Source organism: Turicibacter sp. TJ11, assembly GCF_021497505.1.
Classification (GTDB): domain Bacteria; phylum Bacillota_I; class Bacilli_A; order MOL361; family Turicibacteraceae; genus Turicibacter.
In genome coordinates, this window is the sequence record NZ_CP069349.1 from 1488453 (window position 1) to 1504368 (window position 15916).

Below are 15916 nucleotides of genomic sequence, written 5' to 3' on the forward strand. Positions count from 1 at the left end.
TAAAAGATAGATTTAAAAAATTAATAAAGTTATTGGGATTGTTTAAATCTATTTTTTATATTGTTTCGTCATCTTTTTCCTACCTCTTTATTTACGATAATGTTAAATAGAGGGTAAGATCCCCATTGACTACTTATGCTTTTCTCTTGATCATTAGATAATTATAAAAAAAACATCACGTTTTTACTCATGATTTTATGTATTAGGGTAAACAAGCATAAGACTAAAGTTAGCCTTATGCTTGTAATACCACGTATTTTTCAATTATTCTTTAATATCAACCCATTTGAAGAAGTAGTCTGGTCCGACTGCTTGTGGCCAATAATTAACTAACTTTAAACTACGTAGACTTACTGTTCCTTTTTGATATAAAGGAATTAATGCTTGATCTTGCCCTAATAAAATATTTTCTGATTCAACTAAAGCTTCCCAACGTGCTTCATAATCAGTCGCTAAAGATCCTGATTTTGAATCATTAACTAATTGATCATACTCACTATTTGAATATCCTAAATTATTATGTCCTCCACCAGTTACAAACATATCTAAGAACGTCATTGGATCCGCATAATCTGGACTCCATCCTGAGAACGCTAATTCATAGTTTCCTTCTTCAACACGTGCTAATTTTTCTGGGAATGGAACAGGTTGTACTGTAATACTTAATCCAAACTCTCCAAATGCAGCATTTAAATCATTTTGAATCGCTGATGCCATTTTGATCGCTGTATCTCCTGTTTGAATTAATAATTCTAAGTCAATTGCTCCAGTTACTCCCGTTTCAGCAACGGCTTCTTGCCATAACTTTTTAGCTTCTTCTACATTATAAGTATTGAATGCTGAATAAGTCGAACGGAAATCTTGTCCTTCAAACTTTGTTCCTTCAGGTCCGTAAGCAAAGTCTTTAGGTACTAAATAATCCGCTACGGTTGATCCATTTGCTAATACATCATCTGTGATAAATGATTTATCAATTGCCATGTTAATCGCTTTACGAGCTTTAACATTTGATAATAACTTAATCTCTGGCGTCATAGCACCATTACCTTGATTCACCTCTAAGTAGAAGACTCCTGCATCACCTTCAGCTACTGCATCTGCACGTGAACCGTATGTTGAAACGTTATTACCGTTTAATCCAACCGTCATAATTGAACCATCTGTATATAAGCTAATTGCTGTATTGTTATCAACATTTTCAATGACTGTGAAATCGATGGCATCTAAAGCAACGGTGTCAGCATCCCAATATGATTGATTTTTAGTTAAATAAAAACTACTTGAGATTTCCCACTCTGTAAATAAGAATGGTCCATTGTATAAGTATTTATCGACACTTGTTCCAAATTTATCTTCTGTTACTTCATTAACAAAAGCTTCATTTACTGGATAAAAAGCAGGAAACGCCATTAATGATAAGAAATATGGAGTTGGTGTTTGTAACTTAACTTCTAATGTATACTCATCAATTGCGCTAAATCCTAATCCTTCAATTAATTGTTGCATATTTGTATTTGCGTCTTCTACTGATGCAAATCCTAATGCTAAAATAGCTTCTTCAGCTGATTTAATGCTTGCTTCTAAAGCAGCTTTAGCTTCCTCATACTGCTCTTGAGCTGTTCCTGTTTCACCATCTTCATAGTTTTCAACTTTTAAAGAAGCTAACTCTTTTGAGTTTGTATTATAAGAAACTAAGTTAGATGCTAATCCTAACGCATCACCCGCTCCTTCAATTCCTGCTGTTTCAAGCATGAAATTATATTCTGCACCACTTTGTGGATCGATTAATTTCGTCCAAGAATAAACAAAATCGTTTGCTGTCACTGGTGCATACTCTGTTCCATCTGATTTGACCCACTTAGCATCTTTATTTAAGTGGAATGTATATGTTAATCCATCTTCCGAAACATCCCATGACTCTGCAACTCCTGGTTTAATGTCTCCATTTTCCCCAAAGACAACTAAACCTTCTAAAATATTTCCGATCATTAAGAATGAAACTGAATCTGTTGCCTTCCATGGCACTAGACTTTTAATGTTTGAAGTTTGTAATAATTTTAAAACTTTATTTGAGCCCGTCTCACTCGTGCTCGGTGTGTCTTGATTTTCTGTACCTGACTGATGCCCTGCATCATTCCCACTCGAACAAGCAACAAGTCCAAAGGCACAAAAAGCTGCAGCAAAAATGCTTACTAATTTCTTATTCATATGTTTGCCCCCTTAATATTTTACCTTTTTTGGTATATTTTGTATTATTTTTCAAATACTTGTTAATATTTTATATCCGTATTTCATATTTGTAAATGAAAACTTTTATTTGTAAGCGCTATATTTTTGGTTTATACACTTTTAAAGTATAAAATAAGAGAATAATCTCCATAATATATTCATTTTTTACTTTTTATTTTATGTTTCGTTTTCAACATTTAATTCCAAATATAAATCTGATATAATTAGTAAAAAATCTTAGGTGGTGGGAATATGTTACAAAAATATCAGATTTTTTTTAAGTCAATCTTATGGATTAGTGGCTTATCAGCTCTCTTTGTTATCTGGCAAGGGATCAATCTATTAACCACGATTAATACTTTATTTCTTGTCTCACTCTTTTTCTTTTGTGTTTACTGTTTTAAGTGGCTCATTGATCAAGGAACTTTCTACACGTTTCAATATTCTTGGCAAAAAACGAAGCGTTACGTTCTCTTTTTCTTACCAAAATATTGGTCACTTAAACAAGCAACAGACATGAAAAATGATTACGATGAAGAAACGGGAGAAAAAATTTATCATGATTTTCAAGAATTTTATGAATACAAGCAATCTCAGAAGTGGGAGGATCTTGATCAATTACTTTGTTCTAGTCTGATGATGCTTCTCATTTCATTTATACTTACCTTCTTATATATGTAAAAAGTTCTGAACCACTACGGTCAGAACTTTTTTTACGTCTATTTAGTTAACACTTCACACTCAAAAACTTTTATCTCATCACTCGATGAACAAAAAAATCTACTTTTCTCTAAGCGTGATAGACCCCTAAAAGATATTTCATTTCAATCAATATATAATCCGTTTTTAACTTTCTCTTATTTTTAAAAATTCGGTTTGATTGAAAAATGACTTCGATATCTTTTGAATCCGAATAAACTCGTCATTTCTCATTCGTGTTTTCTGATTACTATTTTATTTTCTCAAATTGCCCCATATAAAGTTCATAGTAATCTCCTTTTTTTGCAATCAACTCAGGATGAGTCCCTTGTTCAGCAATTTCACCATTTTTAAGTAGTAAAATTTGATCCGCACTAACAATGGTTGATAAGCGATGGGCAATAATGAAACTTGTTCGATCTTTTAGTAACACTTCAATGGCATCTTGAATTAATTTTTCTGTCTCGATATCAATCGATGCTGTCGCTTCATCTAAAATTAAAATAGCCGGATTTGCAATTAAGGCACGTGCAAATGAAATAAGTTGTTTTTGTCCTGTTGATAATCCAGATCCACCTTCTCCAATAAATGTATCGTATCCATCAGGATAATGAGTGATAAACTCATGCGCATTTACTAGCTTCGCTGCTTCAATGATCTCTGCATCAGTCGCATCTAACTTCCCATATCGAATATTGTCCTTAATCGTTCCGCTAAACAATTGTGGGGTTTGAAGTACATATCCTAAATGTGAATGTAACCATTCTTGGGTACGTTCTCGGTAATCGACACCATCAATTAAAATTTGTCCACTCGTTGGTTCATAAAATCGACAGATTAGATTGACAATCGTACTTTTTCCAGAACCGGTTGGACCCACAATAGCAATACTACTTCCTGCTTTAATTTTGAGATTAAGATGCTCCATGACCTTCTCACCTGTTTTATAGTGAAAGCCAACATCAATCAATTCAATCTCACCTTTAATTGATTCCCAATTTTCTTTTTTCAAGTTTCCAATTTGTCCATACTTTTCAATGACATCTTCACGATCCACAATATCTGATTCCGTATTAATTAATGAAATGACACGCTCTGCTGAGGCTTGTGCATCTTGAAAACGAGTTAATAAGTGTGCAATGGTACGAATTGGGTCATAAAATAAAGTCGCGTAAGAAATGAACACCACTAAGTCTCCATAAGATAACTTTTCGTTAAAAACATCCATTCCTCCGACATTAATAATTAAAGCTACTCCAATACTTCCAAGTGCGACAATGATTGGATAATAAATCGCATTGATGATAGAAGCACGAACTGAACCATCACGCATCTCTTTCGTTAAATGAGAAAACTCTTGTAAATTATCTTCCTCGGTTACTAACGTTTTAGTCGTAATTGCCCCGGTAATACCTTCATTAAAAGCTCCTGTAATTTTTGAATTCATCTTTCTAACTCGACGATACTGTTTTAAAATACGCGTTTGAAAGAAATAACTCACAACGGCAAGAATAGGTAAGACAGCAATCGTAATCAAAGCCAGTTTCCAATTCATAAAAAACATTGAAATCGTAACGAAAATCATGACTAAAGTGCCCCAAATCGCATCTGTTAATCCCCATGATAAAATACCACCTATTCGGTTTGTATCTGAGGTTAATCTTGACAATAGCCATCCTACAGAAGAAGTATCGTAAAAAGAAAATGATAATTCTTGTAGTTTTTTAAAAGCAGCTTTTCTAATTTTATAACTGATACTTAACTGTAAGCGATCAGATAATAAAATAAATGACCACACAATAAAACCAAATAAGAGAATGACGACAAGATAAAGACAGGCAAACTGAGGTAATCCACTTACGTTTTTTACAGTCACGTACTCATCGATAACGATTCCATTTAATCTTGGATAAACAGTATCTAAAATAGCTAATGTGATTGCCGATAAACAGAGCAAAATGACATCCCGTTCATCATGTTTCATATACGATAACACTTGTTTCCAAATCGTAAAATCAGCCTTTGTGTACTCGGTTTCTTCAAATTCCTTTGACATACTTACACCTCATTTCTGTGCTCAACAAGACTCAAGACTTCTTCTTCTTTTTCATTTTGAATTTTCCAAAATGTTTGATATAACCCTTCTTGATGAATTAACTCGTTATGCGTCCCTTTTTGAACAATACGTCCATGATCTAAAACAATAATTTGATCGGCATCTTTTACAGTACTTACACGATGAGCAACAATAAAAGTTGTCACATCTTTTGATCGTTCCTTTAATGCTTTACGAATGACAATATCAGTTTGTGTATCCACTGCACTTAATGAATCATCAAAAATTAAAATCGGACATTCATTAATGAGTGCTCGTGCAATTCCCACACGTTGTTTTTGTCCACCAGATAACGTCACTCCACGTTCCCCAACAATGGTGTCATAACCTTCTTTAAATTCTTCAATGACTTGATGAACAGAAGCCAACTGTGCGACTGAATGAATTTCATCATCCATGGCATCTTTTTTCGCAATCGCAATATTTTGTTTGATTGTTTTCGAGTATAAAAATAACTCCTGTAAAACCGCACCTATATGACTGCGAATCCATTTTTTATCGATTTGATTTAACTCAACTCCATCAATTTTAATCGATCCTTCCGTATAATCGTATAAACGCATCAATAAATTCATTAACGTCGTTTTTCCTGATCCTGTTCGACCAATAATAGCGATGGTTTGACCACGTTCAACTGTAAAAGTAATATCTTTTAAAATACGATCATGATCTTCATATTCAAATCCAACATGATTAAACTCAATGGTTCCTTTAATCTCAGGTGTTTGTAAATTTTCTTCAAATTCAATTGCCTCACCTAATACTTCATTAATTCGTTTAGCTGAAATCGTCGTTTTTCCTAAATCAGTTAAAATTCGTCCTAACTGACGAACCGGCCAAATAATCATGGATTCATAAGCAATGAATGCTTGCAATGTTCCAAGTGAAATTTCTTGATTAATCGTAATATATGCCCCATAGATCACTGTAATAGCAATTTGAAAAAGACTTAAAAAATCTGACGTTGACCAAAACAACGCATTTAACTTAGTCATGACGTAACTTTTTTTACGATAATCCGTGTTACATTTTTCAAACTGCTCAATTTCATACTCTTGATTACAATAAGCACGTACGACACGAACTCCCGTTAAGTTTTCTTGGATCATCGTTGACATTCGTGCTTCTGATTCATCTGCCTCTTTAAACGATTTTCTAACTTTCTTAAAGAAAATAAAACAAAAAAGAAAAAGAAGAGGCGTCAAACACACGCTGATTAAAGCAAACTTCACATTTAACGTTAACATAAAGCTAAAAATAATCACGAAAATTAAGATAGAATATCCCATTTCAACTAACTGTGACGATAAAAAGTGACGAATTGTGTCGATATCTGATGTACATCGTTGAATGAGATCTCCAGTTTCGACACGTTTATGATACATAAATGGTAACTGTTGAATGTGATTATACATTCTATCCTTTAAGCTTTTAGCTAAATCTTCAGATGCTTCTGCTGACCATCTTGCTTTTAAAAAACTAAATAACGCATTAATAATCGCAAACATCATAATTAAAAAACCACACATCAACAATCGTCCTTGAAAGGTTGATACGGACAACACAATTGATGAAATAATGGTTTGATTTCCTTCGACTTTCTGTTTAATAATCATATCAATGGCTGTTTGATTAACTAATGGAATTAAAGTTGAAAAAACAATCCCACAAGCAGTTGCCGTTAAGGCTCCTAAAATTTTCAACCGTTGCCCTTCTAGCCAATTATAAATACTTTTTAACTCATTCATTAAATTCACCTGACTTTCCCCTCATAGTCTATCAACTAGAACTACTTATTGATGATCTTGACAAGTTTTCACTTTCTTATAGCTCTAGTGATGCGAATTCTTTCATTTAAAAAATGCCCACCTCATTAAAGTTTAATTGATTTGGATGACTAATTCCTTTCATCACATTCTCCCCCCTTCAAAATACTTATCAATTACTCATTATACCATTTTTTACGTATTTTGGAAGATATTATACAAACTAATTTTAATATCTCTTTAAAAATAAGATTTATTAAAGAAGTATACTCTCAAAAGAAAAACACTGAAACATCACTTGTCTCAGTGTTTTTTTGTCTATTTCACTTTCTTTCTGCGTCCAACATAATAAATAAGCGCTCCACTCATTAATAGCATACTTCCTAACCCAATAATGGTTAGTTGATGAAGTCCTGTTTGTGGTTGATTAGGATTAACTGGATCTGACTCTGATTGATCACCATCTGAATGATTTGAATCTGGATGATTCGTGTCTGGACTTTCTGGTTTTTCTGTCTCTGGTGTTTCCGGTTTTTCTGTCCCTGGTGTTTCTGGTTGAGTTAGCTCTGTATAATTTAACATTAATACATATGAAGCATGTGGTGCTACTTCCACTTGATCTCCTTCAACTAGCTCTAATTCTTTAACTCCCGCTTCCTCACCATTTACAACAATCGACCATTTCCCAGCTTCTCCTAAAGAAACTGTTTTAACTTCATCGGATACATTATGAATGACCGCAATTTTATCTGCTGATTTTTCATAACTATTTAAAATAAACGCTACAACCTCTTCATCTACTTTTTCATTAAACGTTAAATTTTCTTGAACTTCTTCTTGTGTCATTAGACGGAAAGCCTTATTAGATTTACGTAATTCAATTAATCCTTTATAATAATCTACTACATCTTGATTTTCTGACTTTAATGACCAATCGATTTGATTAACCTCATCAGGGCTATTGTAAGAGTTATGATTTCCAGCTTTTGAGCGCATCATTTCTACTCCAGCATGTAAAAATGGAATTCCTTGTCCCGTTAAAACAATGGCATTTGCTTGTTTTTGAAGCCCTTTAATATAATCCACAGATGTATCGCCATTCGCTGCCTTTTGAACACCGAGCAATTTATCGTATAACGTATTATTATCATGTGCAGACACATACGAAATCGATTGACTTGGATTAGCTGCCCAATCACGGCCTATCCACTCTCCACCTACCTGATTATGATAAATAGAACCAACAATTCCAAATTTCAAACGTTCATAAAAATAATCAGTCGTATTTCCATTAATATACCCAGCTTCCCAATCATTTCCGACATTCCCTTTAATCGCATCCCTCATATCATCATTAAAATAAGCAATATTAGGTGTCTCTTTAGCATTGCCTTTATAAGCTGCCTCTTCATCTGGTAAGGGTGATCCACCACCGGTCCATCCTTCTCCGTAAATAATAATATTTGGATCGATATCATGTAATGCTTCTTCTAACGCATTCATTGTCTCTACATCATGTAATGCCATCAAATCAAAGCGGAATCCGTCAACATGGTATTCATTTACCCAGTAAGTGACTGAGTCAATCATAAATTTACGCATCATTAGACGTTCAGAAGCTGTTTCATTTCCACATCCTGAACCATCCGAAAAAGATCCATTTTCATTTTGACGATAGTAATAACCTGGCACAATTTTATTAAAGTCTGAATCTGCCGTTGCACCTGTATGATTATAGACGACATCCATAACCACACGAATATCATTTTCATGTAATGATTGAACCATTTGTTTAAATTCATTCACTCGAACTTCTCCATTATAAGGATCTGTTGAATAAGAACCTTCAGGTGAATTATAGTTTTGTGGGTCATATCCCCAGTTAAATTGTGCTTCATCTAATTTTGTTTCATCAATCGAACGATGATCAAATGAAGGTAATAAATGAAGATGAGTAATTCCCATTTCTTTAAGATGATCGAGTCCAGTTGCTAATCCTTCCTCATTTTTAGTTCCTGTCTCTGTTAATCCTAAATATTTTCCCACGTTTTTAATTCCTGAATTAGCTGCACTCGATAAATCACGAATATGTAGCTCATAAATAATAGCATCTGTTATTTCTCCACTAAATTCAGGACTCACATCACTTAACCAATTCGTCGGATCAGTCGTATCTAAATCAACTACCATTCCTCTTAATCCGTTAACACCAACTGTACGAGCGTATGGATCAACTGCTACTTCGGTATTGTCTCCAACTGTTACTTGATAAGTATAATAAACACCATTCAAATCTCCATCAACTTTTAATTCCCAAACACCTTTATCTCCTTTTGTCATGACCGATTCTTGATACAAGTCGTCCTTATGACCCGTACGATAAAGTTGCAAACTCACTTCTTGAGCTGTTGGTGCCCAAACTTTAAACGTCGTTGAAGAAGCACTATAGTTTGCACCTAAGTCATCTCCTTCATAGTAAAATAACTCATTAAATGCATCACTATCATATACTCCATAATATTGAACAGGAATTGCTGATTTAAAACCTTCTTTTTTAATATAATAGGCCTCTCCTACTTCAATCTCTTGTTTTAACGTGATATTAAGCCACTTTTTATCCTTATTTAATTTAACATCTTCGATTTCTAATGAATTTCCTTCTTTATCCGTCAATGTTACTCCTTCTGTATTCTCAAACGGAATAGGAGCCGTTACTTTTAATGCATTTAAATCTGTGAAGGTAGCTCCACTTAACGGTGTCGTTTTATCAATATCTGGGGTATAATAAACCATTTCTTCTCCTTGTAATAAATAAACATGAAGCTGTTTCTTTCCATTAACTTCTACTGCTTTTGTTAAGTCAATAAAGCGATCTTTATCAATATCTTTTTCAGACCACTCGCCTTTACGAATGATAAATCCGATTTTTTCAATCTGATTTAAATCTTTTAAATTAATTTTCGCAACTTGGCCAAACTCATCGGAATTGACAAAAGGATAACCATATCCTTCTTGTCCGTCTCCCCAAGCCCAAACATTCCAATTTTTATAATCTTCTAAGTAACGATAGTAATGAACAAAGATTTGTAACTCCGCTTCTTCATCAGGAACAACATCGACCACTGGAGCTTGAGGTAATTCTTGTCGATTTCCATTTGGTCCAACAACATCAAATCCATTTTGTCCTTCATTAACCCAAATCTCAGTATTTCCTAAAACTTTAAGGGTTTGATCATCGCTATAGTTTTTCTCTGACCAATCTGATTTCCTTACAATATATCCTAATGTATTTCCTGTTTTCACTTTAATTTCAACAACACGTCCAAAATCATCTTCATGTTCAAATCCATGTGCTCCATCTTCAGCCCCTGTACTCCATGTCCAGACATCCCAGTTTGTATAATCATCATCTTGACGATTAAAATGAAGAGTAACAGTTGAGTAAGCACCTATTTCTTCATTTGGATTCTCATAATTAATCTGATCAGAACCTTCTTTAACATAAATGTGGGCTACATATCGATCAACATTAGTGATTAATTTTAATTGATCGAGATTGATATTCTTTTTATCTCCTCCATCCTTATTTTCATGCCATTCTTGATTTTCAACTTCCTTATAAATAATAAATCCGAATTTTTTTACATCTTGTAAACTTTCAAATGAAAATAATTTTGTCTTCCCGTACGAATCATCGTAATCAAAGTCTTGATGTGTGTCATCACTTGTTCCCCAAGTGTACAACCTAAAATTATCATAGTCTTGATTCTCTCGCTCATAATGAACAACAAGATTGATAGGAGTCTCGTCTAGTGCATCTAAGTTAGGTTCATACTCGGTATAACCATTTTGCCCTTCTGTTACCCATATCTCCATATCTTCATTTACCTGAATGACCTGATCTTCACTATGATTTTTATCTTCCCAGTCACCCTTTTTAATAATGTAACCAACCGTTGATCCTTCTTTTACGTCAAAAGTTGCAATTTTACCAAAATCGTCTTCTGAAGTAAATTCATAGTCTCCATCACTAACACCTGTTGACCACGTATGAATATTCCATCCCTCATAGTCTTGATTGTTACGATGATAGTGAATGGTTAACGTGTAAACTTCCCCTGTCTCATCTATTTTGCTAGTTACTTCATTTACTCGTTCTTGATTTTTCTCTAATGTTTGTTCTTTTACAACTTCACTAATTCCTACCTCTTGATCATGATCTTGTGCAAAAATAGTTTGCAAAGATGGTGTGAACGTTGACATAAGCATTGCTATTGCCAATAAACTAGCAATATATTTCTTACATCTTTTAAAATATTGCATCTAATCCCCCCTTATTTAGCCTTCATTATTTTTATAGCGCTTTCAATGTGTTGAAACCCGTCCTTTTTTATCAAATCAATTCAGTAACCGGTTTCTTGTTAAATTAGAAAAAACACTTAGATCGATAAATTAATTTCTAATTTATTGATCTAAGTGTTTAATAATAAACAATCTATTCAGTATAAAAATAAAGTTTTCAGTTAGCAAATTTTCATTTATCTTAGGATTCTACAGATAAATCATTAACTAATGCTTCATAATTCAAATCAGTTTCTTCAGCTTCTTGTAAAACTGGCTCAATCTCTACAACCTCTTTTGATTGAAGCGTGACAATTTTCTTCATTTGTTGAACAATATAAGCCATAGCTCCTAAACAAATCGTATAAAAAGCATATGGAGTAACACTTGAAAGATAATAACTAATCGTATCATTTAAATTTTCAGAAATAACAAATCCTTGCTCAACAATTGACGCAACATAGATGTAGCAGTTATAGACAGAATACCCTGTCATCACTAACATAAAAAATGATAAAATATACAATCCTAATGCCAGTTTTGAAACTTTTTGCTGATTACTTTTTTTCATAATATCCTCCTAATTAATTCATGAATAAATTTCACCCTAACCCCCATCTCTTTCATTTTAATGGTGTTAAGTGTAGTCTATCACCCATACCTTAAAATTATCTTAAATCATTCAAATAAAAAAAGTTCATTGAGCGAAAAGCCCAATGAACTTTTTTATGACTATTTTTCATAAGATAAAACAATTTCACCATCTACTGCATCAACGATAACGGTTGTATCCATTTCAATTTCACCTGCAATTAAGGCACGTGCAATTTTTGTTTCCAGTGTACGTTGGATGAATCGTTTTAATGGACGTGCACCGTAAATTGAATCAAATCCCGCTTCAGCCATATAAGCATGAGCAGCATCTGTTAGTTGAACGGTAATACGTTGTTCAGCTAAACGGGCATTTAATTGAGCAATAAATTTATCAACAATTTGATAAATAATCGATTCTGATAATGGATTAAATGTAATGATTTCATCAATACGGTTTAATAACTCTGGTTTGAAGTAATCACGTAAAACTTCTAATACTTGTTCTTGAGCCTCTTCAAAATCAGAGTTTTCAAGTAAAATGTTTGATCCAATATTTGATGTCATAATGATAATTGTATTTTTAAAGTCAACCGTACGTCCTTGTGAATCAGTGATACGTCCATCATCAAGAATTTGCAATAAGATATTAAACACATCTGGATGAGCTTTTTCAATTTCATCTAATAGAACAATTGAATAAGGTTTACGACGAATAGCTTCTGTTAATTGTCCACCTTCTTCGTATCCAACATAACCTGGAGGTGCTCCAACTAAACGAGAGACCGCATGTTTCTCCATGTATTCACTCATATCGATACGAACGATATGTTCTTCGCTATCGAATAAAAATTCTGCTAAAGCTTTTGCAATTTCTGTTTTACCAACACCCGTTGGTCCTAAGAATAAGAATGAACCAATAGGTCGATGTGGATCTTTAATTCCAGCACGAGCACGAATAATGGCATCACCAACTAAATCAATCGCATCATCTTGTCCCATGACACGACGTTTTAATTCTTCTTTTAAGTTTAATAATTTTTCACGCTCACCTTGAACAAGTTTTGCAATGGGAATCCCTGTCCATCTTGAAATAATTTCAGCAATTTCTTCTTCTGTTACATTTTCACGAAGTAAGCGAGTTTCTTTTCCTGATTCATCACGCTGCATTTCTTCAACTTCAGCAATTTGTTTTTCTAAACTTGGAATTTTTCCATATTGTAATTCTGCTGCTTTTTCATATTCACCGCGCGCTTGCGCCTCCTCCAATGAACGACGAGCACCTTCTAATTCTTTTTTAAGGTCAGCCACACCATGAATCGCTTGTTTTTCTTTTTCCCATTGTAATTTTAAAACATTTAATTCATCTTTTAAATTTGCTAACTCTTTTTGTAACGCCTCTAAACGTTGCTTACTGTTTTCATCCTTTTCTTTCTTTAATGCTGCCTCTTCAATTTCAAGCTGTGTCACACGACGACTAATACGATCGACTTCTTCTGGTAAAGAGTCAATTTCTGTACGAATCGTAGCACATGCTTCATCAATTAAGTCAATCGCTTTATCCGGCAAGAAACGATCCGTAATGTATCGATCAGATAAAGTAGCTGCAGCGACAATCGCACGGTCAGAAATACTGACACGGTGATGTACCTCAAAACGATCTTTTAACCCACGTAAGATTGAAACCGTATCTTCAACTGTTGGTTCATTGACTTGAACTTTTTGAAAACGTCTTTCTAATGCTGGGTCTTTTTCAATGTATTCACGATATTCTTTTAATGTTGTCGCTCCAATACAGTGTAATTCTCCACGAGCAAGTAATGGTTTTAATAAGTTACCTGCATCCATCGCACCATCAGTACGGCCTGCTCCAACAATCGTATGAATTTCGTCAATGAATAAAATAATACGTCCTTCACTATTTTTCACTTCATTTAAAACGGCTTTTAAACGTTCTTCAAATTCACCACGATATTTAGCCCCTGCAACTAATGCTGCTAAGTCTAATTCAAAAATCACTTTATCTTTTAAACTTTCTGGAACATCTTGACGAACGATACGCCAAGCTAATCCTTCAACAATCGCTGTTTTACCAACCCCAGGTTCGCCAATTAAAACGGGATTATTTTTTGTTTTACGAGATAAAATACGAATTGCTCGACGAATCTCTTCATCACGCCCAATCACCGGATCAATTTTACCTGATTTAACATCTTCTACTAAATCACGTCCGTATTTTTCTAATACTTCATATGTTGCTTCTGGGTTTTGAGTCATCACGCGTGAATTCCCCCTTATCTGTGAAATAATTTCTTTTAAATGTTCTTCATTAATTTCATATTTTTTAATGAGTTGCTTCATTTGATAGTCTTTTGACTCAAGCATCGCTAGTAACACGTGTTCAATCGATAAATAATCATCTTTCCATGCACGAGCATAATCATCGGCTTTTAATAACGCACGATTTAAATCGGCCGATACATAAGGATCACCTGTTGCACCCGTTACAGATGGTTTTTTATCTAAAATTTGTTTTAATTCTTGTAATATATCCTGAATCGGATAACCTGCTCTTGAAAAAACACGTGCAGCTAATCCGTCATTATCTTGTAGTAGTACACTTAATAAATGCGGGGTATCAATCTCTTGATGTTGTAATGAAGTTGCAAGAGACTGTGCATTAACTAAGCCCTGTTGTAACTTTTCAGTCATTTTATTAATATTCATTAAACTCACTCCATTTCTATATCATCTAGGATGATGATATTATCATATCACCTTTTTAGCACTCAGTCAATAAGAGTGCTAATAATTTTGCAATGTGAACGTTTCTCATTTTGAAATTAACACTTTTTAATCAAAATCACCAAATTGCGACAAGCTTACAAGTTCATTTGACATGTTATCTATCTATGCTATCATAGTAAAACGGAGGTGTTTCAATGAAAACAAAGAAATTGATTGTCACAGATTTAGACGGAACAGCATTACAAAATTGGGAAATGCTTGATCCTAAAACAAAAGAAGCGTTAATTGCTGCTAAAGAAGCGGGACACATCGTCGTTATCGCAACAGGACGTCCGGCACGTGCATCGTTACACTTTTATAAGGAGTTAGGATTAGATACACCTATTATTAACTTTAATGGAGCTTATATACATCATCCATCTGATGAAAATTTCGAAGATATCGTCGCTCAAATTCCAACAGAAGTCATTGTGACGTTATTTGATTCAGAGTTAAAAGATTATATCGTCAATGCTTTTTGCGAATATAAGGATCACTTATATGTCTTACATCAAGGAGATACCATCCGTGATTGGTTCCATATTGAAACATGTACATCCGTTAAATACGGACCATTTAAAGAAACATTAGATGAACATCCAAATGGCTTTTTACTAGAAGCAAAGGATGGATATGCTCAAAAAGTAATGGATTTCTTACGTGAAAATTATGGAGATATTATCACGTGTCGTAACTGGGATGGAGACAATAAAAATATTATTGAAGTCTTTAAATCCGATACAAATAAAGCAACAGCTATCGAAAAATTAGCTAAATATTTTAACATTGAACAAAAAGATATCATAGCTTTTGGAGACGGAGATAACGATATTGAAATGTTAACCTACGCTGGAACAGGAATTGCAATGGATAATGCCATCGACAAACTAAAAGCAGTGGCTAACACAACCACAAAATCGAACAAAGAAAGTGGTGTCGCTCACTACATTCACGAATATATTTTAACTCCTAAAAAATAACAAAATAGTTACCTACTAGCGGTGACTGTTTATATATAAGTCCAGATAAATTTTCTTCAGAGAAAATTTTTAGAGCCCTACTAATGGTAGATACATTTTCTTCGAAAATGGCAGGTGCAATGTCAACAACTTAAGAAAATCAAAACATATTCTTCTAGCAAAATGATAGGTTAAATGTCAACTATTCGAGCGAATGATAGTCGCTTGATTTGAAATCATTCCAAATTTAAACTTGTTTATGCTCACTAAGTTGTTGACATTGTGGCAGATGACCCCTGGACTATAAAATGTCTTGATACGGCAAGTAGTCCTTGGTTTTGATAGCCTACCTTAGATGTAGAATACTTATCTGTTTATATATATATAAGGCGAAATATAATTCATGTTTTTTTCTATATACTAGCTAT

The 15916-nt window shown here is 33.8% G+C and carries 8 protein-coding genes; 2 read left to right on the forward strand and 6 right to left on the reverse strand.

Annotated features, from left to right (window positions below; genetic code table 11):
• Positions 1–264: 264 nt before the first annotated feature.
• Positions 265–2208, reverse strand: coding sequence for a peptide ABC transporter substrate-binding protein (locus JRC48_RS07300; protein ID WP_304941310.1), 1944 nt, complete (start codon positions 2206–2208; stop codon positions 265–267).
• 273 nt (positions 2209–2481) lie between these two features.
• On the opposite strand from JRC48_RS07300, the gene JRC48_RS07305 reads away from it, so the two are divergent.
• On the forward strand, positions 2482–2910 hold the full coding sequence (locus JRC48_RS07305) for a DUF3899 domain-containing protein (RefSeq protein ID WP_235068913.1): 429 nt from the start codon (positions 2482–2484) through the stop codon (positions 2908–2910).
• A 268-nt stretch (positions 2911–3178) separates the two neighbouring features.
• Here JRC48_RS07305 and JRC48_RS07310 read toward each other — a convergent pair whose 3' ends face one another.
• The 5 genes from JRC48_RS07310 to clpB all read right to left on the reverse strand — a co-directional run bounded on the left by JRC48_RS07310 (position 3179) and on the right by clpB (position 14469).
• Positions 3179–4984 (reverse strand): ABC transporter ATP-binding protein, encoded by a 1806-nt coding sequence (locus JRC48_RS07310; RefSeq protein WP_235068914.1) that lies wholly within the window; start codon positions 4982–4984, stop codon positions 3179–3181.
• A 2-nt stretch (positions 4985–4986) separates the two neighbouring features.
• Complete coding sequence (locus JRC48_RS07315; RefSeq protein ID WP_235071011.1) at positions 4987–6792, reverse strand: ABC transporter ATP-binding protein; 1806 nt, start codon at positions 6790–6792, stop codon at positions 4987–4989.
• A 336-nt stretch (positions 6793–7128) separates the two neighbouring features.
• Positions 7129–11133 (reverse strand): type I pullulanase, encoded by a 4005-nt coding sequence (gene pulA / locus JRC48_RS07320; protein ID WP_235068915.1) that lies wholly within the window; start codon positions 11131–11133, stop codon positions 7129–7131.
• 220 nt (positions 11134–11353) lie between these two features.
• Entirely contained in the window at positions 11354–11722 is a 369-nt protein-coding gene (locus JRC48_RS07325; RefSeq protein WP_235068916.1) for a hypothetical protein, read from the reverse strand.
• Between the two features lie 161 nt (positions 11723–11883).
• Complete coding sequence (clpB, locus tag JRC48_RS07330; RefSeq protein WP_235068917.1) at positions 11884–14469, reverse strand: ATP-dependent chaperone ClpB; 2586 nt, start codon at positions 14467–14469, stop codon at positions 11884–11886.
• A gap of 215 nt (positions 14470–14684) precedes the next feature.
• Between clpB and JRC48_RS07335 the strand changes: the two genes are divergently transcribed.
• A complete protein-coding gene (locus JRC48_RS07335) occupies positions 14685–15509 on the forward strand; it encodes a Cof-type HAD-IIB family hydrolase (protein ID WP_235068918.1) in 825 nt (274 codons plus the stop codon).
• The last annotated feature ends 407 nt before the right edge of the window (positions 15510–15916 follow it).

What these genes read in the sequence shown, in the direction of transcription:
- JRC48_RS07300 (WP_304941310.1), bottom strand. Translation starts at nt 2,208, where the DNA reads ATGAATAAGAAATTAGTAAGCATTTTTGCTGCAGCTTTTTGTGCCTTT.
- JRC48_RS07305 (WP_235068913.1), top strand. Translation starts at nt 2,482, where the DNA reads ATGTTACAAAAATATCAGATTTTTTTTAAGTCAATCTTATGGATTAGT.
- JRC48_RS07310 (WP_235068914.1), bottom strand. Translation starts at nt 4,984, where the DNA reads ATGTCAAAGGAATTTGAAGAAACCGAGTACACAAAGGCTGATTTTACG.
- JRC48_RS07315 (WP_235071011.1), bottom strand. Translation starts at nt 6,792, where the DNA reads ATGAATGAGTTAAAAAGTATTTATAATTGGCTAGAAGGGCAACGGTTG.
- pulA (WP_235068915.1), bottom strand. Translation starts at nt 11,133, where the DNA reads ATGCAATATTTTAAAAGATGTAAGAAATATATTGCTAGTTTATTGGCA.
- JRC48_RS07325 (WP_235068916.1), bottom strand. Translation starts at nt 11,722, where the DNA reads ATGAAAAAAAGTAATCAGCAAAAAGTTTCAAAACTGGCATTAGGATTG.
- clpB (WP_235068917.1), bottom strand. Translation starts at nt 14,469, where the DNA reads ATGAATATTAATAAAATGACTGAAAAGTTACAACAGGGCTTAGTTAAT.
- JRC48_RS07335 (WP_235068918.1), top strand. Translation starts at nt 14,685, where the DNA reads ATGAAAACAAAGAAATTGATTGTCACAGATTTAGACGGAACAGCATTA.